Origin of the sequence: Actinomadura sp. NPDC047616, from assembly GCF_040642915.1 — a bacterium.
Lineage (GTDB): Bacteria > Actinomycetota > Actinomycetes > Streptosporangiales > Streptosporangiaceae > Spirillospora > Spirillospora miaoliensis.
This window is the reverse complement of record NZ_JBEYTB010000006.1, coordinates 181,440-201,995: the sequence shown is the minus strand read 5'-3', so window position 1 is coordinate 201,995 and position 20,556 is coordinate 181,440. Positions and strand designations below refer to the sequence as shown.

15 protein-coding genes, 1 tRNA gene and 1 pseudogene are annotated in these 20,556 nt (G+C 71.9%); 9 read left to right on the top strand and 8 right to left on the bottom strand.

All coding sequences use genetic code 11. From position 1 onward, the window contains the following. Positions 1 to 217: 217 nt before the first annotated feature. The 6 genes from thrB to ABZ801_RS16640 form a co-directional block, all read right to left on the bottom strand. Positions 218 to 1,204 carry a homoserine kinase gene (thrB, locus tag ABZ801_RS16665; protein ID WP_360698506.1) on the bottom strand — a complete coding sequence of 329 codons (987 nt, stop codon included), beginning with the start codon at positions 1,202 to 1,204 and terminating at the stop codon, positions 218 to 220. Beyond that, the gene (thrC, locus tag ABZ801_RS16660) at positions 1,201 to 2,268 is read right to left on the bottom strand and encodes a threonine synthase (RefSeq protein ID WP_360698504.1); all 1,068 of its coding nucleotides are present in this window, start codon (positions 2,266 to 2,268) and stop codon (positions 1,201 to 1,203) included. The genes thrB and thrC overlap by 4 nt, the downstream gene beginning before the upstream one ends. Positions 2,269 to 2,346: 78 nt before the next feature. Further along, positions 2,347 to 3,633, bottom strand: a complete 1,287-nt coding sequence (locus tag ABZ801_RS16655) for a homoserine dehydrogenase (protein ID WP_360698891.1) — start codon at positions 3,631 to 3,633, stop codon at positions 2,347 to 2,349. A 32-nt stretch (positions 3,634 to 3,665) separates the two neighbouring features. Continuing rightward, positions 3,666 to 5,057 carry a diaminopimelate decarboxylase gene (gene lysA, locus ABZ801_RS16650; protein ID WP_360698502.1) on the bottom strand — a complete coding sequence of 464 codons (1,392 nt, stop codon included), beginning with the start codon at positions 5,055 to 5,057 and terminating at the stop codon, positions 3,666 to 3,668. Continuing rightward, positions 5,054 to 5,737, bottom strand: coding sequence for a DALR anticodon-binding domain-containing protein (locus tag ABZ801_RS16645; protein WP_360698500.1), 684 nt, complete (start codon positions 5,735 to 5,737; stop codon positions 5,054 to 5,056). The genes lysA and ABZ801_RS16645 overlap by 4 nt, the downstream gene beginning before the upstream one ends. A gap of 21 nt (positions 5,738 to 5,758) precedes the next feature. Then, complete coding sequence (locus ABZ801_RS16640) at positions 5,759 to 6,121, bottom strand: response regulator (RefSeq protein ID WP_344957769.1); 363 nt, start codon at positions 6,119 to 6,121, stop codon at positions 5,759 to 5,761. Positions 6,122 to 6,241: 120 nt separating this feature from the next. On the opposite strand from ABZ801_RS16640, the gene ABZ801_RS16635 reads away from it, so the two are divergent. Next, a tRNA-Arg gene (locus ABZ801_RS16635) sits at positions 6,242 to 6,313 on the top strand. Between the two features lie 1,411 nt (positions 6,314 to 7,724). Here the strand turns inward: ABZ801_RS16635 and ABZ801_RS16630 are convergent. Continuing rightward, positions 7,725 to 12,062 (bottom strand): HAD-IC family P-type ATPase, encoded by a 4,338-nt coding sequence (locus tag ABZ801_RS16630; RefSeq protein WP_360698498.1) that lies wholly within the window; start codon positions 12,060 to 12,062, stop codon positions 7,725 to 7,727. A gap of 570 nt (positions 12,063 to 12,632) precedes the next feature. Between ABZ801_RS16630 and ABZ801_RS16625 the strand changes: the two genes are divergently transcribed. From ABZ801_RS16625 to ABZ801_RS16595, 7 genes are all read left to right on the top strand, one after another. Beyond that, entirely contained in the window at positions 12,633 to 13,790 is a 1,158-nt protein-coding gene (locus ABZ801_RS16625) for a magnesium and cobalt transport protein CorA (RefSeq protein WP_344949016.1), read from the top strand. A gap of 98 nt (positions 13,791 to 13,888) precedes the next feature. Next, on the top strand, positions 13,889 to 14,863 hold the full coding sequence (gene corA, locus ABZ801_RS16620) for a magnesium/cobalt transporter CorA (protein WP_344949015.1): 975 nt from the start codon (positions 13,889 to 13,891) through the stop codon (positions 14,861 to 14,863). Between the two features lie 9 nt (positions 14,864 to 14,872). Next, the gene (locus ABZ801_RS16615; protein ID WP_360698495.1) at positions 14,873 to 15,058 is read left to right on the top strand and encodes a hypothetical protein; all 186 of its coding nucleotides are present in this window, start codon (positions 14,873 to 14,875) and stop codon (positions 15,056 to 15,058) included. A gap of 788 nt (positions 15,059 to 15,846) precedes the next feature. After that, positions 15,847 to 16,806 (top strand): alpha/beta hydrolase, encoded by a 960-nt coding sequence (locus ABZ801_RS16610; protein ID WP_360698493.1) that lies wholly within the window; start codon positions 15,847 to 15,849, stop codon positions 16,804 to 16,806. A gap of 175 nt (positions 16,807 to 16,981) precedes the next feature. Continuing rightward, positions 16,982 to 18,016, top strand: coding sequence for an RNA polymerase subunit sigma-70 (locus tag ABZ801_RS16605; protein WP_360698491.1), 1,035 nt, complete (start codon positions 16,982 to 16,984; stop codon positions 18,014 to 18,016). Continuing rightward, complete coding sequence (locus ABZ801_RS16600) at positions 18,013 to 18,144, top strand: hypothetical protein (protein ID WP_360698489.1); 132 nt, start codon at positions 18,013 to 18,015, stop codon at positions 18,142 to 18,144. Before ABZ801_RS16605 ends, ABZ801_RS16600 begins: the two co-directional genes overlap by 4 nt. A 119-nt stretch (positions 18,145 to 18,263) precedes the next feature. Then, positions 18,264 to 19,133: an alpha/beta hydrolase gene (locus ABZ801_RS16595; RefSeq protein WP_360698487.1), complete on the top strand. Its 870-nt coding sequence runs from the start codon at positions 18,264 to 18,266 to the stop codon at positions 19,131 to 19,133. Positions 19,134 to 19,223: 90 nt separating this feature from the next. Here ABZ801_RS16595 and ABZ801_RS16590 read toward each other — a convergent pair whose 3' ends face one another. Then, the gene (locus ABZ801_RS16590) at positions 19,224 to 20,117 is read right to left on the bottom strand and encodes a helix-turn-helix transcriptional regulator (protein ID WP_360698485.1); all 894 of its coding nucleotides are present in this window, start codon (positions 20,115 to 20,117) and stop codon (positions 19,224 to 19,226) included. A 137-nt stretch (positions 20,118 to 20,254) separates the two neighbouring features. On the opposite strand from ABZ801_RS16590, the pseudogene ABZ801_RS16585 reads away from it, so the two are divergent. Then, positions 20,255 to 20,542: pseudogene (locus ABZ801_RS16585) on the top strand (DUF4259 domain-containing protein); the annotation flags it as partial. Positions 20,543 to 20,556: the final 14 nt, after the last annotated feature.

Sequence of the window (20,556 nt, the reverse complement as noted above, 5' to 3'; positions counted from 1 at the left end):
CGTGGCTGACAAGCACACGGCCCCGAACGGGGCATCTGGTGCGGCAATCAGCCTAACATCACCAGGGCACACTGCTATTCCCCAGAGGTCGATGTCTTCGCATTTTACCTAGGCGGATCGTTGCACCCGGCTGGAGCGCCGCGCCATCCCCCTTCCCCCTGCGCGCGGCGTCACGGCCGTCCGGACGTCGGGATCCGGGTTCACCCAGGCCCTGCGCTCAGGACCGGATACCGGGACCGTCGGAACCATCGGGCTGAACGCAGGCGCCATGGGGGGCAACGTCCAGCGGGTGTATGTGCCACCCATTACCCACTTCCGGGCCCATCGAATCAACTTGTGATGCGGTTGTGAAGGCCAGGACAGTAGGTCCTGCCCCGGAAATCACCGCGGGCACGCCCTTGGCGCGCAGCCTTTCCACCAACGCGGCCGATTCCGGCATGGCGGGGGCCCGGTACCGCTGGTGCAGACGGTCCTCGGTCGCGTCCAGCAGCACCTCGGGGCCGAGCCCGCGGGTGAGCGCGGCGACGAGCAGGGCGGCACGGGCCGCGTTGGCGGCGGCGTCGGCGTGCGGGACGGTCTCCGGCAGCAGCCCCCGCGCGCGCTCGGTGGCCAGCCGAGTCTCCGGGACGAACGCCACGACCTGCCGGACCTTCGGGTCGAGCCGTACCAGGCGAGGCCCCTGCGGGGTCGTCCACGCGACCGTCAGGCCGCCCGCCAGGCACGGCGCGACGTTGTCGGGGTGCCCCTCGATCTCGGTGGCCAGCCGCAGCGCCGCGTCGTCGTCGAGCACCTCTCCGTGCGGGTGCAGGTGACGCGCCGCGACGATGCCCGCGACGATCGCGGCGGACGACGAGCCCAGGCCGCGGCTGTGCGGGATGCGGTTGACGCAGCGCAGCCGCAGCCCGGCCCAGCCGGTCCCGACGGCGGCGGGCGCGAGCGCGTCGATGGCCTCGAACGCCCGGCGCAGCGTGGTGACGATCAGGTGCCGGTCGCCCCGTTCGGCGACCTCGGCGCCCTCGCCGTCCACCTCGATGGACAGGCCGGTGAAGCGGGCGCCGTCGACGTCGAGGTCCACCTCGACGTCGTCGTACAGCGTCAGGGCCAGACCGAGCGAGTCGAACCCCGGGCCGAGGTTGGCGCTGGTGGCGGGCACCCGTACCCGTACCGGGCCCGGCAGGTTCGCGCCGCCCCCGGGGCGGCTCACGCCAGGCCCAGCGCGGACGCGGCGGCGTGGGCGTCCACCTTGACCGTGGTGGGGGCGGGCGCCCCGGAGATGGCCCAGTCGGGGTCCTTGAGGCCGTTACCGGTCACCGTGCACACCACCCGGGACCCGCGCGGCACGACCCCCTGCTCGGCGGCCTGCAGCACACCGGCCACGCTCGCCGCCGACGCGGGCTCGACGAACACGCCCTCCTCGCGGGCCAGCAGCCGGTAGGCGGCCAGGATCTGGCGGTCGGTGACGGCGTCGATCGCGCCGCCCGACTCGTCGCGCGCCGCGATCGCCAGGTCCCACGACGCGGGGTTGCCGATGCGGATCGCGGTGGCGATCGTCGACGGCTTGGGCACCGGCTCGCCCCGCACGAAAGGCGCGGCCCCGCTGGCCTGGAAGCCCAGCATGCGCGGGGTCCGCGACGCGACGCCGTCGGCCGCGTACTCCTTGTAGCCCATCCAGTAGGCGGAGATGTTGCCGGCGTTGCCGACCGGCAGGCAGTGCACGTCGGGCGCGTCGCCGAGCGCGTCCACGATCTCGAACGCGGCGGTCTTCTGGCCCTGCAGGCGGTAGGGGTTGACCGAGTTGACCAGCGCCACCGGGTAGTCCACGGCGAGCTTGCGGGCCAGTTCCAGGCAGTCGTCGAAGTTGCCGTCCACCTGCAGCAGCCGCGCGCCGTGCACCAGCGCCTGCGCCAGCTTGCCCATGGCGATCTTGCCCTGCGGGACGAGCACCGCGCACGTCATCCCCGCGCGCACCGCGTAGGCGGCCGCGGACGCGGAGGTGTTGCCGGTGGACGCGCAGATCACCGCCTTGGCGCCCTCCTCGGCGGCCTTGCTGATCGCCACCGTCATGCCGCGGTCCTTGAACGACCCGGTCGGGTTGGCGCCCTCCACCTTCAGGTGGACCTCGCAGCCGGTCAGCTGGGAGATCCGCGGGGCGGGCAGCAGCGGCGTGCCCCCCTCCCGCAGGGTGACCACCGGGGTCCGGTCCGACACCGGGAGCCGGTCGCGGTACTCCTCGATCAAGCCGCGCCACGCGCGGGCGGTCGCGTTCACTGTCGCTCCTTGGATGACCTGCGGTGTTGCGCAGATTCTAGAGCCCCGGGCGGGCCGGGGCGGCGTGCCGGGCCGGGTCTACTCGTCGGCCTCGACGCGCATGACGCTGGAGACCTCGCGGACGATGTCGAGGCCGCGCAGCCCCCGCACCGTCGCCGACAGCGCGGCGTCCGGCGCGCGGTGCGTCACCACGACGAGCTGGGCGTCGTCGCCGAACCCGACCTGCCGCACCGCCTGGATCGACACTCCGTGCCGGGCGAACTCCTCGGCGACCGTGGCGAGCACGCCCGCCTGGTCGGCCACGTCCAGCTGGATGTAGTAGCGGGTGACGGTCTCGCCCATTGGCAGCACCGGCAGCCTGGCGTAGGTCACCTCGACCGGGCCGGACGCGCCGCCCACCAGGTTGCGGGCCACCGCCACCAGGTCGCCGAGCACCGCCGAGGCGGTGGGCGCGCCGCCCGCGCCGGCCCCGTAGAACATCAGCGATCCGGCCGACTCCGCCTCGACGAACACCGCGTTGTAGGCCTCGCGGACGCTGGCCAGCGGATGCGACCGGGGGATCATCGCCGGGTACACCCGCACCGACACGCCGCGTCCGTTGCGCCCGTCGTCCGAGGGGATCCGCTCGCAGATGGCCAGCAGCTTGACCACGCTGTCCATCGCCTTGGCCCCCGCCACGTCTGCGCTGGTGACCTCCGTGATGCCCTCGCGGTGCACGTCGGCGGCGGTCACCGGGGTGTGGAAGGCCAGCTGCGCCAGGATCGCCGCCTTGGCCGCCGCGTCGAACCCCTCGACGTCGGCGGTCGGGTCGGCCTCGGCGTACCCGAGCGCCTGCGCCTCCTGCAGCGCCTCGTTGAACCCGGCGCCGTGCGTGTCCATCTGGTCGAGGATGTAGTTGGTGGTGCCGTTGACGATGCCCAGCACCCGGTGCACGTGGTCGCCCACCAGCGACTCGCGCAGCGGACGCAGCAGCGGGATCGCCCCGGCCACCGACGCCTCGTAGTACAGGTCGGCCCCGTACTCGCGGGCGGCGGCGAACAGCGTCGCGCCGTCCTCGGCCAGCAGCGCCTTGTTCGCGGTGATCACCGACTTGCCGGACTTCATCGCCTCCAGCAGCAGCGTGCGGGCGGGCTCGATGCCGCCGATCACCTCGATGACGATGTCCACGTCGTCCCGGGTGACCAGGGCGTGGGCGTCGGTGGTGAGCAGCGCGGGGTCCACGCCCTGGCGGACCCGGTCCGGCCGCCGCACCGCGATCCCGGCCAGCTCCAGCGGCGCGCCGACCCGCGCGGCCAGGTCGTCGGCCTGGTCGCGCAGCAGCCGCACCACCTCGGTGCCGACGACGCCGCAGCCGAGCAGCGCCACCCTCAGCCGCCGAGGCGTCCCCCGCCCAGGTTTCACACTCCTACCTCCGCATCCAGCCGCAGCAGGTCCTCGTCGGTCTCCCGGCGGACGATGACCCGCGCCTCCCCGTCGCGCACCGCCACCACGGCGGGCCGGGGAACGTGGTTGTAGTTACTGGCCATTGATCGACAGTACGCACCGGTGGCCGCGACCGCCACCAGGTCGCCCGCCGAAAGATCTTCGGGCAGCCACAGGTCTCGCACGACGATGTCGCCGCTCTCGCAGTGCTTGCCGACAAGTCTGCTGAGCATCGGGGCCGCATCGGACGAGCGGCTGGCCAGCGTACATGTGTACTCGGCGCCGTACAGGGCGGTGCGGAGGTTGTCGCTCATCCCCCCGTCCACCGAGACGTAGGTGCGCAGGCCCTCCACGTCCTTGACGGTGCCGACCTGGTACAGGGTAACCCCGCCCGGACCCACGATCGCCCGGCCGGGCTCCACGGTGAGGTGCGGCATGGCCAGGCCATACGCCCGGCACTCGCGTGCCACGATGGTCCTGAGCGAATCGGCGATCGCCTTGGGGTCGTGCGGCTCGTCCCCCGTGACGTAGGCGATCCCGTAGCCGCCCCCCAGGTCCAGCTCGGGCAGCTCCAGGCCGTGCTCGTCACGGATCTGCACCAGCAGCTCGGCCAGCCGGTGCGCGGCCACCTCAAAGCCGTCCGTGTCAAAGATTTGCGACCCGATATGGGAGTGCAGCCCCACCAGTTCGAGCTGGCTCAGCGCCAGGACCCTGCGGACGGCCTCCAGCGCGGCCCCCGTGTTACGGGAGAACCCGAACTTCTGGTCGTCATGGGCCGTGGCGATGAACTCATGGGTGTGCGCCTCGACGCCTGTGGTGACCCTCACCATCACCTTGGGCCGTACGCCGCGTTCCTTGGCGAGGTACCCGAGCCGCGCGATCTCCTCGAACGAGTCGACGACGATGCGCCCGACCCCCGCGTCCAGGGCCTTCTCGAGCTCCGCCAGGGACTTGTTGCTGCCGTGGAAGGTGATGCGTTCCACAGGGAAGTCCGCCGCCAGCGCAACGGCCAGCTCGCCCCCGGTGCACACGTCCAGCCCGAGGCCCTCCTCGTTGAGCCAGCGCGCGACGGCCGTGCACAGGAACGCCTTGCCCGCGTAGTGCACGTCCCCGTCATGGAAGGCCGCCGCGTACTCCCGCGCGCGCGCCCGCACGTCCTCCTCGTCGTAGACGAACAGGGGCGTCCCGAACCTTTCGGCCAGCTCCCGTACGTCCACACCGCCCACGTGCAGCACGCCGTCCTCACGCTTGGCGCTGCGCGGCCAGATCTGGGGCTCCAGCGCGTTCAGGTCCTCTGCCGGGGGCAGCGGGTTCTCTTCGGGCAGGACGTCGGCGTGCCTCGGTCCCGCGGGGTGCACTCTGCTCATATTCGCTCTCTAGGGGTTTCACCGATCGTGTTCAGGCAACTGCCGAGGGCGATGCGCGTGGCCTCCGCCAACGTGACCCGGGCCGCGTGCACCGCCCCGGGTTTCTCCTCGCCCTTCGGCAGCGCCGGACACCGCTCGTGGACGTCGTGGTACGCCCCGGCCAGCCGTTCCAGATAACGCCTCAGGGGCCGAGATCCTTGCCGCACACGCGCGGGAAACTCGCCCAGCACCCCGATCAGCCGGAGCTCCTCCTCAGCGTCCAACCCCACGGGTTCCCCCGCGTCCACCCCCAGATCCCTGGCCTGCCTCCGCACACCCGCCGCACGCGCGTAGGCGTACCGCACACAGAACCCAGGATTCTCAAACGTCCGAGGCCACTCCGGCCACACAGGCGCGTCGGAGGCCCTCTCCAGAGGGGCCGGCTCAGGGCCCGCTTCCACAAGCCAGGTCAGCAGATCCCCGGGCCGCTCGACCCGGACCGTGAGAAATCCCCCGTCAACCCGAACCTCGGCGACCCCGGCGGACGCCGCCACCCTCTCAGCGACGACCTGCGCCGACATGCCCCTGCGCAGGGCCACCGGGCTGGCGTACAGCCCCGGCCCCACGCACCTGAGCGCCACCTCACCGGGGTCGGCCCCGGCGGCAGCCGCGAGGGCACCGCAGACATCGGCTGGAGTCACCCTCGTGAGACTATCCGACCACTATTTGGACACGGCCGCCAGCTTCCGCACGGTCTGGATCAGCTGGTTGGGGTCGAACGGCTTGGTCACGTAGGCGTCCACGCCGATCTCCTCCCCCCGCCGCACGTCGTGCTCCTGCGCCCGCGCCGTGATCATCACGACCTTGATGTGGCTCGTCGCCGGATCCTGCCGCAGCCGCACCGCGGTCACCCATCCGTCCAGCCGCGGCATCATCACGTCCAGCGTGATCACATCCGGCCCGACCTCGCGCACCTTGTCCAGGCAGTCCTGCCCGTCCACGGCCGTCGCGACCTCGAACCCCTCCAACTGCAGGTTCACGGCGATGAGCTGGCGGATCACCTCATCGTCGTCCACGACCAGCACGCGTCCCAGTGGCTCGGTCACGGCCACGAAGGTAGTCGACCCCGCCCGTCCACGCACGGCGAACGCCGAGGTGCGCGTCAGCCCGCCAACCCTGGTAGCCTTTTCTCGCACCGAACGCCCGCCCCCTTAGCTCAGGGGATAGAGCAACGGCCTCCGGAGCCGTGTGCGCAGGTTCGAATCCTGCAGGGGGCACCCAAGGCGACCAGCCAAAACCCCGGTCGACCAGGCACAACGCCTGTCACCGGGGTTTCGCGCGTATGCAGCCATGTGCCACCGGAAGCCGCCGTTTGTCGCGGTCCCCGGAACATACGCGGAACGGGCCGGAGCGCATCCGCCCAGGTCACCCGAGCAAAAGGGTCGGGTACGGAACCGGTGCCCGTCTCGCGCTACCGGCCAAGAGCGGCGTCCTTCCGGTTCGAGCCAGTGCCGGTCGTCGCCGTCCAGGCAGTGTGCGTAGATCCTTGGCAGCACCTCCACGTTGTGCCCCGCCTGCCCGGCCGCGTACACCGCCGGAGCACCCGCGTTCAGCCGCCACGGGACCTCCGCGTGACGGAAGTCATAGGGCTTGCGCGCAAGCAGCGCCTTCGTCCGCGCCTTGTCCGGGACCTGTCACAGCGTGGAGGCTGATAGACCCCGCCCTTGTAGGTGCGGAACAGCCGCCCATCCGGGCCGATCCCGTACGTGTCGACGTGCCGGCGCAGCGCGTGACCAGTTCCGGAGGGATGGGCACCGGCCGCCGGATGCCCTGTGGCCGGCCCCTCAGACCGTCCGCCTGGTGAACCTTCCCGTCGTCCGTCCGCTGCCTGCCCGCCGCGGACTTCACTTCCTCGATCTCCAGCGGACCCCGGGTAGGTCGACAAGGTTGTCTTTGCGTAGGTTCACCGCCTCTGACGGCCGCAGCATCCCGGTAGTACATGCACCCGAACAGCGCCACCAGGCGCGGCCCCTGCGTCTGCCGACCTGACGGACCGCGTCCACGAGCAGCGCGACCTGCCGGGACCTCGGGAGGCTTCCAGTCGACGTCGTCGGTGCCGTCGAGTGGATTTGCCGAAGTTATTTTTCCGAACGGCGTATTTCAGCGCCCCGTAGAAAGCGCGCCGACGACGTCGGTAGTGCTGCGACTTGGACGGGTTGCCGTTCAGGTTGGTCGCGCAGGCGCCAGCGGCTTTCTGATCATTTTCGGCTGTTCCAGTGCCGACACGGGCACGGACGCTTTGACCGGCCGGCGCGGCGCCGCTGCGATCTCCTAGGGGGGTCATGGCTGGGCCGAAGGTTGGTTCACCACGGAGGCACGTAGGGAGCCGTGGGCGGATCGGTGGTGGCAGCACGCGCAATGTGGGGCCTTGCTTGTTGGTCCTCTCACTCTTCGGAGTCGGCTGAGGTTGGCTGGGGTTTGTTCTCCGTGGTCGATGTTGTCGGTCTGGTGCGGCCTTTGCTCGGCTGTTGGTGTGCGCGCTCGTCAGGGTGTCGGGCGAATATCTGGCCGTGCGTCAGCGGTGCTTTTCTTTTCGGAGAGTTGCCAGAGGTGTCTGAACGGGCGTGCGCAGCGAGCACGGTCTGTCCCGTGTCGGCTTTGGACGGTCTGTCTCTGGGGCCGTGCTGATCAAGGGAGCGGGTTGCGGGTGGGGTACGGGGGCCAGTGTGTGAGGACGGCGCCGAAGATGCTGCCGGCCGTAGCGCTGCCGAGGGCGATGCTCCAGCCGACTGGGCCGAGTGGGGTGCAGCCGAAGAAGCCGCTGACGATCGGTGTTTGGATGACGGCGGCGAGCAGGGCGGCGGAGCCCAGGCCGGCTGCCAGGACGTTGCGGTCCGCGCCTCCGATCAGCAGGGTCTGTCCGAGCTGGGTGCCGACCAGGGCCGCGAGTGCGACGGTGGCGGCGCGGCGGTGGCGGCCGGTGAGGCGGGCGGCGAGCCAGGCGCCGGCCGCGCCGGCGGTGGTGGCCAGCGCCCGGATCGTCATCTCCTGGGTGAGGGGCTTGCCGAAGGAGACGTCCGGGCCTTCGCGCAGCAGGTGGGCGATGTCGTACCTGCTCGGCGGGCGCAGCGCGATCGCCAGCGCGGGCGCCAGGTCGGTGAGCAGGTTGACCAGCAGCAGTTGACGGGTGTTGAGCGGGGATCGGCCGGTCAGGGCGGCACCGAGCACGGTGAAGGCGATCTCGCCGAGGTTGCCGCCGAGCAGGATGCCCAGCGCGTGCCGTACCGAGGACCACATCGCCCGTCCCTCGATCAGCGCCGCGATGATCGTCTCCAGCCGGTCGTCGGAGACCACGAGATCGGCGGCGGCCTGCGCGGCGGGGGTGCCGCGGCGGCCCAGCGCGATGCCGACGTCGGCCAGTCTGATGGCCGGGGCGTCGTTGGCTCCGTCGCCGGTCATCGCGACGACCTTGCCCAGTCGCCGGTACGCCTGGATGATGCGGACCTTCTGGGCCGGGCTGCAGCGGGCGATGACGTTGATGTGGGGAAGCCGCCGGTCCAGGGCGCTGTCGTCGAGCCGGTCGAGTTGCGCGCCGGTGATGACGTGGTTGGGTGCGGCGTCCGGGTGCACGGTGGCCGCGATCGCGTCGGCCGTCGCGGGGTGGTCTCCGGAGATCATGACGGTCTGGACGCCGGCGTCGCGCAGGCGCGCGGCGGCCGGGGCGGCGCTGGTGCGCACCGGGTCGGCGAGGGCGAGCAAGCCGAGGAACACCAGGTCGCGCACCGCGTCGTCGTCGATCTGCCCGGCCTCGAGCACATCGTCGGGCCGACGCGCGGTCGACGGCGGGCGCGCGTTGCCGGGGAGGCGGCGCTCGGCCACGGCGAGCACTCGGTGGCCGGCTCCGGCGAGGCGTTCGGCCAGGTCGGTGAGGGCGGCGTGGTCGTGGGCGGTCATGGCGGTCTCGCGGCCGTCCGTCCGGCGCCATCGGCAGCGCGACAGCACGACCTCGGGGGCGCCCTTGACGCTGAGGATCCGTTGCGTGCCGGTCCGGCCGAGGGTGGCGTGGAAACCGCGGGACGGTTCGAACGGCAGGGCCAGGATCCTGCGCCAGCCCCGTTGGCCGGTTCCCGGCCGGATCCTGGCGCGGCGGGCGCACTCCACCACGGCGCGGTCGGTCTGGTGAGCCAGGTCCTGGGGGTGCCGGGCGGCCGGGCTGGCCCGCAGCGCGGCCGCCACCACCGTGCGGCAGGGGCCGTCCAGCGCCTGGGGCGGGCGGCTGTGGGCACCGTCGTGGACCTCGCGCACCGCCGGCCGGCCCTCGGTCAGGGTGCCGGTCTTGTCGAAGCACAGCACGTCCACCCGGCCCAGGGCCTCGATGGTGCGCGGGTTGCGCACCAGCGCGCCGAGGTCGGCCAGGCGGCGGGCGGCCGCCAGTTGTGCGGCGTTGACCAGGAACGGCAGGCCTTCGGGCACCGAGGCGATCGCCAGGTTCACCGCCGCGCCCAGGTTGCGCCGGGCGGACACGCCGTGCAGCAGCCCCGCGCCGGTGACCGCGGCCGCCGAGCCCAGTGCCACCGGCAGGCTGTGGCGGGTGAAGCGGCTCAGGTGGGTCTGTACGCCCGTGGCGGGGGCGCGCTGCCGGGCGGCCGCCATGCTGCGGCCGACCTCGGTGTCGGCGCCGGTCGCCACGACGACCGCAACGGCCCGGCCGGCCGCCAGGGTCGTGCCCTCGTACAGCATGGAGCGACGCTCGGCGAGTTCCGCGGCGATCACAGGGACGACGTCCTTGGCCACCGGCAGCGACTCGCCGGTCAGTGACGACTCGTCGGCCTCCGCTCCCTCGGCCCGGACCAGCCGGCAGTCGGCCGGGACGACGTCGCCGGGGCCGAGCGTGACCAGGTCGCCCGGAACGAGCCCCTCGGCCGTGACGACCTGCTCGACGCCGTCGCGGCGGACTCTCGCGCCGATCGCGGAGCGGGCCAGCAGCTCGGTCAGCGCCCGGTCGGTGCGCACCCGCTGCACGGCGCCGGTCAGCGCGGAGATCCCGCTGATCCCGGCGACCAGACCGGCGTCCACCAGCGAGCCGACGACCGCGCTCAGCGCGGCCCCGCCGGCCAGGATGGGCGTCAGCGGGTTGGCAAGCTCCTCCATGAACGCCGCGCCCAGGCTGGTGCCCAGCGGTTCCGGGCGCCTTCCCGCCCGCCACCGTCGTTTCGCCTCGCTGCTGGTCAGGCCGCCTTCGCCGGTGTCCAGGCGGCGCAGCACGGCCTCCGCCGGCATCAGGTGCCAGGGCGGACGGGCGGCGGCGCGTGCGGGCGCACGAGTGTGCAGGTCGTGGGCATGCCAGACCCCGTCGGCGAAGGCCAGCGCCGCACCGCCGTTGACCGCCCCGACACTGCGCGCGGACGGCCGTGCCGACCCGCCCTCCAGCGCGGAGACCGCGCCGATCCCGGTGGCCGCCTGGGACAGCACGATGCAGTCGCGGTCCACGTAACGCGCCGCCGCCACGGCCTCCACCAGCAGGACCGCCGCGGCGAGGTCGGACCCGACCAGCACGTGCGCGCCCCAGGGGGGCGGCGAGCCGTCCCTGTGCACGCCCAACCCGCAGTCGGCGGCGCCCAGCGCCCGGCGGTCGCCGGAGATCAGCATCACCGCCCCGCCCGCCGCCTGGATCTCCCGCACCGCGGCGGCCAGACCACGGTGAGGCCGCACCACGGCGTCGGCGTAGCCGGCCCGCGGGCGTTGCTCGTCCGTGGTCAGCACGATCTTGAGGTGGGCGCGGCGGGCCGCGGCGATGACCGCGTCCAGGCCGGGCGCGGTTTCGCGCTCGGCCGCAAGCACGGCCTCCAGCCGTCTCCCACGGGCCAGGCCCAGCACAAGGTCGGCCCCGGTCTCGGCCAGCCGCCGACGCTGCCGGACCCCGGTGCGGCCACGCAGCTCCAGCTTCTCGACCGGTCCCAGGACCCACTCGCCGGCACGACGTACGGCTTGCGCGTCCTCGGGCGAGAACAGAGCGAAACCGGCCTCTGCCACGTCCCCGGCGTCCACCCCGGCCAGCGGGACGAGGTCGGTCAGCTCCCAGCGGCCCGTGCGCAGAGCGGCATCGTCCAGCACGAGCGTGTCGAGCCGGCCCAGCAGGCGCAACACCGCCCGATCCATCACCAGCGCGCCGTCGCGTGCCAGCACCTGCCCCAGATGGGACGCGAACGCGGCCCGGCCTACCTCGGTCGCCTTGGGCAGCGTGGCCAGCCCCGCGGCTGCCGCTCGCCGCCACCCGGCCAGGGGTGCGATCGCGGGGACCGCGGCCGCCCCCGCGGCCAGCACCCGCCGCTGGTAACGCTCCACCGGCCCGTCCGGCAGCCCACACGGCCGCTCAACGGCCACGGGATCGGCGTCGGCGTCCTGCGGGCCGCGGATCAGCCGCGGCTCGGCCTCCCGCCACGCTCGCTGATCGGCGCGGGCCTCCTGCCACTGACCGACCCGCTGGGCGACGTCCAGCACCGCGCCGGCTCCGCCCCCGGCCAGAGCGTGCGCCAGGCCGATGGCCATGGCGACCCGCGATTCGGCTTGCTCCCGCCCGTGCAGGTGCCTGGCGGTCAGCTCACGCAGACGCGGGTGCAGCGAAACGGCGGAGACCAAGCCGGCCAGCTCTGCCGGCAGCGGTGCCCACGGTGCCACCCGAATCAGGCCGGCCAGGCCCAATGCGGCCGCGTCGACGGCCAGGTTCGACAGCACGCGGGTGCCCCGCACGCCCTCGGCCGGGTGGTGAAACTCCTCCTCGGCGACTTCCTCCTCCACGCTCACCGGCGCGGACTCCGCCCGCTGCACCAGAGCCACCAGCTCGCGGCGCGGCGGTGGCGGGTCTGCGACCGCCACCACCACCCGGCACGCCGCCGCGTTCACCCGCGCCCACACCACCCCCGGATGCCGCTCCAGAACGCGCTCCACCCGGCGAGCGACCCGGTCGCCACCCGCACCGTGCACCCCGTGGGTCTCGATGTGCAGCCGTCCTGGACGCTCCCACACGTCCCGCCCCCCACCCGACAGGCGGCCGGCCACGCCCGTGACCAACCCGACCGCACCGGACACGGGAGCAGGTGTCGGCAGCCCGAAAACCGCCATATCCCCCGGTTCCTCTCCTGATGCCTCTCCCCTGCCCGAGCCCGCCCAGGTCATGCCACGGACCGCCGAGCAGTCACACGACGACCGGCACTGCTCGTTCCGCGCCGGCCGGCGCCGCCTGGTTCGGTCATCGCCTCCGACCGCGACCAGGTCTTGTTCCACATGCAGCGGCGCTGAGCGCTCGCCGGTCGGGTCGCATTCGCAGGAAGCGTTGATCTTCTCCAGCGCCCCCTGCCACGACGTCCGTGGGCGACATGAAGCCTTTACGGTGACGACGCCCAGGAGTTGAGGGTTAGGAGCGGGTTTGGGATAGCGTGCTCCAAGGACCGGCTGAATGCCCGGATTGGGATGGGCCGGAGCGACAGGCTGGGACCCCGTGGTGTTCTTCGCCGAGTATGGGCAGCTTCGTGGCCTTCTTCGGTCTGGCACCGGCCTGTGATTCGTTCTCGGGCAGATGGTGTGGAGGTCTTGGCGATGGCTGAGCGGCGGTTGCGTCCGTTGCGTCCGCACAAGCGCGGCCAGTCCTACGGGCGCGGGCCGGATGGCGATCAGATGGTGGCGCCGGAGCGGTCGATGGACCCCCGGGGCGCCTCGCCCGAGACGGCGATGGACAGCCGCGTCATCGACAACGCCATCTACCGCGACGGGCGGCGCATCGACACTCCCCCTTCGCTGGCCGACACGCTCAAGCGGCTGCGCGACACCGACGGAGCCATGGCGTGGATCGGGCTGTACCGCCCGGCCGAGTCGCAGCTGCGGTCGCTGGCCGAGGAGTTCGGGCTGCACGAGCTGGCCTTGGAGGACGCCATCGTCGCCCACCAGCGTCCCAAGCTGGAACGCTACGGGGACACCCTGTTCGTGGTGCTGCGCTCGGCCCGGTACCTGGACGAGTCCGAGGAAGTCGACTTCGGCGAGCTGCACGTCTTCCTTGGCCCCAATTTCGTGCTCACCGTCCGGCACAGCGAGGCGCCCGACCTGGCCGTGGTGCGGCAGCGTGTGGAGGACGATCCGGAACTGCTCAAACGCGGCACCGAGGCGGTCCTGTACGCGATCCTGGACGCGGTGGTCGACGGATACGCACCCGTGGTGGCCGGGCTGCAGAACGACATCGACGAGATCGAGACCGAGGTCTTCCGCGGCGACCCGAAGGTGTCACGCCGCATCTACGAGCTGTCGCGCGAGGTGATCGAGTTCCAGCGCGCCACCCGCCCGCTGCTGGGGATGCTGGAGGGGCTGATGGCCGGGTTCGACAAGTACGGCACCGACGAGGAACTGCAGCGGTATCTGCGGGACGTGGCCGACCACGCCACCACGGTGGTGGAGCGGGTCACCGGGTTCCGGCAGATGCTGGGCGACATCCTGACGGTCAACGCCACCCTGGTCTCCCAGGCCCAGAACGAGGAGATGAAACACCTCACCCAGGCCAGCTACGCCCAGAACGAGGAGATCAAGAAGATCTCGGCCTGGGCGGCGATCCTGTTCGCGCCCACCCTGATCGGGACGGTGTACGGGATGAACTTCCAGCACATCCCCGAGCTGCACTGGACCATCGGATACCCGTTGGCGTTGGCGCTGATGGCGGGGACCTGCGCGACCCTCTACCTGATCTTCAAACGCCGTGACTGGCTGTGACTCGCCGTCGAGCGGTGACGGCAGGGGCGCACCCCCTTCGGAGGGCGGATCGGTCAAGGTGAGGCACGGATCGGGTCGATCGACCACAATGTCATCCCGTGATTGTGGACAAGGCCATCTACCACGCCGGGCGGCGGCGGGACATCGATGGCGACATCAGCGACGCCTTCGACGAGGCCCGTGCGGACGACCGTGACTGCTTCGTGTGGATCGGGCTGCACGAGCCGACGGCCGAGGAGTTCGGCCTCATCGAGGAGGAGCTGAAACTCCACCCCCTGGCGGTGGAGGACGCGGTCAACGCCCATCAGCGGCCCAAGCTGGAGCGCTACGACGACACGGTCTTCGTGGTGCTCAAGACGCTGGACTACCGCGACGCCACCTCCGACATCGAGGTCGGAGAGATCATGCTCTTCCTCGGCGGGGACTTCGTGGTCAGCGTCCGGCACGGCGCGGCCAACCCCCTGGCGCCGGTGCGCAGGCGCATCGAGGCCGACCCCGAGCTGCTGGGGACGGGTCCGGCGGCGGTGCTGTACGCGGTGTGCGACGAGGTCGTCGACCGCTACGGCGTCATCGCCCAAGAGGTCGAGAACGACATCATCGAGCTGGAGCGCGCCGTCTTCAACCCCCAGGCCAGGGACGTCACCGAGGACATCTACCTCCTCAAGCGGGAGGTGCTGGAGTTCCGCAACGCCGAGGGCCCGCTGATCCCGGTGCTGGAGGAGATCACCAAAGGCCGGGTCGAGCTGGTCGGCGGGGCCCGGGAGTACTTCCGCGACGTCCTGGACCACCTGCTGCGGGTCGACGGGCAGGTCGACGCCCACAACGAGCTGCTCACCAGCGTGCTGACCGCCCATCTGGCGCTGCTGGGCAAGCGGCAGAACGAGGACGTCCGCAAGATCTCCTCATGGGCGGCGATCATCGCGATACCCACGATGATCGCCGGGTTCTACGGGATGAACTTCGACTACATGCCCGAGCTGCGCTGGTTGTTCGGCTACCCGATCGTCCTGGCCGTGATGGTCGTCGCCTGCGTCATCGTGTACGTCAAGCTCCGCAAGAGCGGCTGGCTGTAGGGCGAGAACGTGAGCGGAATCCCCCGTCCCCGTTCCTGGTGGCCGATCGCTGTGCTGGTGCTGCTGGCGATCTGGATCGTGACACTCGCGGTGCTGATCCAGCGCGGTCCTCGCCTCCCCAAGCCCCGACCTGCCGCACTCGCGGCCTCCGCCCTCGCGACCACGATCCCACAAAACCCCACGCCGCCGCCCTGAGACCAGATCGACGCCGAACGTGATCAGCGTTCAGCGGCAGGTCGGAGCCGGTTTGCGTCACGATGACCTTGGGGCGGATCGAACTGATAAGGAAGCGGTCACCCCGCCAGAAGCGTGCACGGGATATGGTCGCTCCGCTACCCAAATCGGGACCGCGGTACTGGGATTTGCTGTGGCTCCTGGTGGTGCTCTTGGCCGGGATCATTCTGGACTTCCGCGTCGCCCCAGAAGCAACGTTGTCGCTCGATGGCCCCCTGTCCGTCCGTGGCCTGCGGGGCGATCAGCTCGCGTGGGGTCGGCTTGCGACGCTTGCGCCTCGGCGGGGTCTGGCGGCGGGGTTGAAGCACTCGGCGGAGAAGTGACGGACGGCAGCCAGGAGGACGCCCTTCGACCGGTTGAACCGGCGGTGACCCGCGCTGGCGACGCGCGGCAGACGACGCCTGGCATGGGGAGTGGTCGGTCGCCGTCGGTCGCCGTGGGCGCGCCCTCGCACGCGCATGTTCCGGTTGTCATCGGTCATGTGGCCGCCGGCCCCGCAGCGGCGTGCCGTTATGGCGGTGTTTTCCGGGTAGAGCGGGCGGCTGAACTCCGGGGGTCGGCGTGTTGAGGGCAGGCATACGGCCAGGTCATGGGCGCGTCGCCGATCGGGTTTTGCAGGATTGGCAACGGGGTTGGCGGTGGCCTTGGTGGGCGGCGGATGATCGGCGGTACGGCCCATCCGGACGTGGCTGCACTGGGCGCACGCGGATCGGGAGTTGGGGGGATTGATGTCTCAGTCTGGTCCTGCCATGGCGGTCACGCATCGCCTGGTGTCGTCTTCTGCTGGTCGTGTCCACCTGGTGGAGCAGGGCTCCGGGCCGCTGGTGCTGCTGGTGCACGGGTTCCCTGAGTCGTGGTACTCGTGGCGCCACCAGTTGCCGGTGCTGGCCGCTGCCGGTTACCGGGCCGTCGCCGTCGACGTCCGTGGGTACGGCCGGTCGTCCAAGCCCGAGGACGTGGCCGCCTACCGGATGCTGGAACTGGTCGAGGACAACGTGGCCGTGGTGCGCTCCCTGGGCGAGCGGACGGCGGTGATCGTGGGTCACGACTGGGGCGCGACCATCGCCGCGAACTCCGCGCTAGTGAGGCCCGACGTCTTCCGCGCGGTGGGGCTGCTGAGCGTGCCCTACGCCCCGCGCGGCGGGCCGCGGCCCAGCGAGATCTTCGCGCGGATGGGCGGTGAGGACGAGTTCTACGTCAGCTACTTCCAGGAGCCCGGCCGGGCCGAGGCCGAGATCGAACCGGACGTCCGCGGCTGGCTCGCCGGCTTCTACGCCGCCCTGTCGGCCGACACCATGCCGCCCGCCGACGCCCCGGACCCGCACTTCGTCTCCAAGGGCGGGACGTTGCGGGACCGTTTCCCGGCCGGTCCGCTGCCGGCCTGGCTCGGCGAGGATGGCCTCGACGTCTACGCCGCGGAGTTCGAACGGACCGGCATGACCGGGGCGCTGAACCGTTACCGGAACATGGACCGGGACTGGGCGGACCTCGCCGACTTCGACGGTGCCCCCGTCACCCAGCCGTCCCTGTTCATCGGCGGCGCGCTGGACGCCTCCACCACCTGGATGGCCGACGCCATCGCGGCCTACCCCACCACCCTGCCGGGCCTGGTCTCCTCGCACATACTCAACGGCTGCGGCCACTGGATCCAGCAGGAGCGCCCCACGGAGGTCAATGAGATTCTGATCGGCTGGCTCTCCTCCCTGTGACGCGGGGTGCGGCCCCGTGCCGGAGGCGGCGAGGCCGAAGGGCTATACAGTCCGACACTCGGTTCGAGCCGGGTTCAGACGGCGAACCGGTTCGGCGTGGCGGCGGTCGCCCGATACGTTTGCGCCGGTTCGGCAGTCTGTACGGACGGAGCGGCGGCGACGGGCGGGGAGGGCGATGGTCGAGGACAGCGGGCTGTCGGCGGCGCTGGCCGGTGACGAGCGGGCGTTCGGGGAGCTGGCCGAACGGCATCGGTGGGAGCTGCGCGTGCACTGCTATCGCATGCTGGGCTCCTACGACGACGCCGACGACATCGTCCAGGAGACCTTCCTGAAGGCGTGGCGGCGGCGGGAGACCTTCGCGGGCCGGTCGACGTTCAGGGCCTGGTTGTACAAGATCGCGACGAATGCGTGCCTCGATCTCATCGACCGCGACGGGCGGCGGGCGCGGCCCTATCAGGTGCCGCCGCTGGTCGGGCCGGAGGCGGAGCCCCCGTTCGAGGTGGCCTGGCTGGAGCCCGTCCCCGATCACGTGCTGGCCCCGGACACCGCGGAGGATCCGGCGGCCGCGGCGGTCGCGCGGGAGACGATCGAGCTCGCCTTCCTGGTGGCGATCCAGCGGCTGCCCGCCCGGCAGCGGGCCGTGCTGATCACCAGGGACGTGCTGGGCTGGCCGGCCGGGGAGACGGCCGCCCTGCTGGGGACGAGCGTGGCGTCGGTCAAGAGCGCCCTGCAGCGGGCACGGGCGACGCTCAAGGACCATCTGCCGCCGCGCCGGGACGACTGGTCCAGGGCGAGGGAGCCGGACGCGCGGGAGCAGGCGCTGCTGCGACGCTACGTCCAGGCCCACCAGCAGGCCGATCTCGACGCCCTGGCCGGGCTGCTGGCCGAGGACGTGCAGGTGACGATGCCGCCGTATCCAGCCTGGCTGGTCGGGCGGGACCCGTTGCTCACCCTCACCGCACAGGTCTTCGACCAGGCGTCGGAGTGGTACCACGGGGGCTGGCGCGGTGTGGTCACCCGCGCCAACCTCCAGCCCGCCGTGGCGCATTACGTCCAGCACCCCACGGCGGAGGAGACCAGGAGCCTGGCCGGGGCGTACCGCGCGCAGGTACTGGACGTGCTCCGTGTCGACGACGGCCGGATCACCGCGATCACCTCGTTCGCACCACGCCACTTCGCCGCGTTCGGCCTGTCGCTGGTCCTGTCATGACCGTGCAGCTCCGGTGGCGCGTGGTCGTCCTGGCCGTCGGCGAGGACCGGGTCTACGAGCCGGCCGCCTGGCACGGGGCGAGCGCGGTGCTGTGCCGTGGTCGGCCTGCCGTTGCGTTCCCTGCGTAACGCCGGGCCGCGGGGGCCGCACTGATCGCGATCTCTCGCCGCGCGACCGATTCCTTTTCCGCGGAGGCTCCGTCACATGGTCAGGAACGCGACAGAACACCTGACACGGAGCAGCTCTCATGACAATGAACAGCCGGCAGGCGACGGTCATCTCCCGGGACGGCACCGCCATCGCCTTCGAGCGCTCGGGCACCGGGCCCGCGATCATCCTCGTGGCGTCGGCACTGGCCGACCGGTCCGACACCGCCAAGCTGGCCCGGCTCCTCGCGCCGCACTTCACCGTGATCAACTACGACCGGCGGGGCCGGGGCGCCAGCGGCGACGCGGCGGACTACGCGGTCGAGCGAGAGATCGAGGACATCGCCGCACTGATCGACCACGCGGGCGGTTCGGCGTCGCTCTTCGGCAGTTCGTCCGGGGCCGTCCTGGCGCTGCGCGCCGCGGCCGCGGGTGTGAACGTCGAGCGGCTGGCGCTGTACGAGCCGCCCTTCGTGGTCGGCCACGACGGCTTCGGGCCGCCCGCGGACTTCGCCCGGAACGTCACCTCCCTGCTCGCCAGGGGGCGCCGGGGTGAGGCGGTCAAGTACTTCATGACCGAGGCCCAGGGCATGCCCGCGTTCATGGTGACCATGATGCGGCTCGTCCCGGGGCCGTGGTCGAAGCTCAAGGCCATGGCGCACACGCTGCCCTACGACATCGCGGTGATGGGCGACACGCAGCGGGGTGAGCCGCTGGACGCCGAACCGTGGTCGAGGGTGACCGCGCCGACGCTCGTCCTGACCGGCGGCAAGAGCCCGGCCGGGTTCCACGACGCCGCACGGGCCCTGGCCGGGATCCTGACCGACTGCCGGCACCGCACCCTGCCGGGCCTCAACCACGGTGCCGTGGTCATGGCCCCCAAGAGGATCGCTCCCGTGCTCATCGAGTTCGTGACTGCCGACGGTCACCCGGTTCCCGATCGCAACGGGCACGGCGGCACCCATCAGTAGGGCTCTGAACTGGTGCGACCACTGGGCGGCGGGCTTGGGACGGCACGCGGCCGAGCCGAGCCGGGCCGGGCGGGGCCTGGGCCGATCGCGTCAGTCGGGGTTCGGCTCGGCGCTCGCCCGTTCGGGGGCGAGGTCGTCCTGGGTCGCCGCCCAGCTCGCCAGCAGGCGCAGGCCGTCCGCGGTCGGTGACTCGGGGGCGGCGGTGTAGACGATCAGGGTGAGGCCGGGGTCGGAGGGGAACTCCATGGCCTCGAAGTCCAGCTCCAGGTCGCCGACGACGGGGTGGTGCAGCCTCTTGCTGCCGGTGCGGTGGAAGCGGACGTTGTGCGTCGCCCAGCGCTGCCGGAACACCTCGCTGCGGGTGGACAGCTCGCCGATCAGCTCCATGAGGGCCTTGTCGTGCGGGTTCCTGCCCGCCTCCAGGCGCAGGACGGCGGCGATGTCGTCGGCCGAGCGGTCCCAGTCGACGAAGAAGTCCCTGGACGCCGGGTCGAGGTAGACGAACCGCGCGCTGTTCGCCGGCCGCCGGGGGTCGGCGAACATGGGGGCGTACAGGGCGCGGGCCATCCGGTTCGCGGCCAGGAGATCGTAACGGCCGTTGCGCACCCAGGCGGGAGCGTCGGTGATCGCGTCGAGGATGCGCCGCATGGGGGGACGTACGCGCGGCGCGGCCGGACGTCGGCGGCGGGAGACGGGGCTCGCGTTCGCCTTGCGGGCGAGCGCGTACAGGTGGTCCCGCTCGGCCTCGTCGAGCTGGAGGGCGCGGGCGACGCCTTCGAGCACGCTGTCGGACACCCCGGTGAGGTTTCCGCGCTCCATGCGCACGTAGTAGTCGACGCTGACTCCGGCGAGCATCGCGGTCTCCTCCCGGCGCAGCCCCTTGACGCGGCGGACGCCGCCGTAGACGGCCAGGCCCGCCTGCTCCGGGGTGATGCGCGCCCGGCGGGAGCTGAGGAACTCGCGTATCTCGGCTCGGACATCCATACCGACCACGTTATGCGCGGCGATCGTGACCTGGGAGGTACTGCCGTTCCCCCCGAACGACGGGGACACCGTCAACGAGAACCAGGAGCGTCACCAGACGAGCGACTTCCCGGTACGGCGCCGACGGCACGGGGGTCGTGATCGGCGACGGCGCGGTGGGCCTGCCCCCTGGCCGCGGGTGCGATACTTCCGCGCACGTCCCCCATGAGAGAGGAACAACGGTGGGCACGTGGGGCACGGGGCCGTTCGACAGCGACTACGCGGCCGACTTCGTGGATCGGCTGGACGCCGCCGACGCCGATGCCCGGCTGGAGCTGGTGAGCAGCACGCTCCACGGCATGGCGCAGGCCACAGGGCCCATCCACGACGGTGCCGAGGGGGTCGCGGCAGCGGCCGTGGTCGCCGGACGATGTCCCGGCGGCGAGCGATACGCCGCTAT

Bases quoted from the DNA above. Each gene is read 5' to 3' on its own strand.
- ABZ801_RS16590 (WP_360698485.1), bottom strand. From the start codon at position 20,117: ATGGATGTCCGAGCCGAGATACGCGAGTTCCTCAGCTCCCGCCGGGCG.
- ABZ801_RS16600 (WP_360698489.1), top strand. From the start codon at position 18,013: ATGACCGTGCAGCTCCGGTGGCGCGTGGTCGTCCTGGCCGTCGGCGAG.
- ABZ801_RS16605 (WP_360698491.1), top strand. From the start codon at position 16,982: ATGGTCGAGGACAGCGGGCTGTCGGCGGCGCTGGCCGGTGACGAGCGG.
- ABZ801_RS16625 (WP_344949016.1), top strand. From the start codon at position 12,633: ATGGCTGAGCGGCGGTTGCGTCCGTTGCGTCCGCACAAGCGCGGCCAG.
- lysA (WP_360698502.1), bottom strand. From the start codon at position 5,057: ATGAGCAGAGTGCACCCCGCGGGACCGAGGCACGCCGACGTCCTGCCC.
- ABZ801_RS16595 (WP_360698487.1), top strand. From the start codon at position 18,264: ATGACAATGAACAGCCGGCAGGCGACGGTCATCTCCCGGGACGGCACC.
- ABZ801_RS16610 (WP_360698493.1), top strand. From the start codon at position 15,847: ATGGCGGTCACGCATCGCCTGGTGTCGTCTTCTGCTGGTCGTGTCCAC.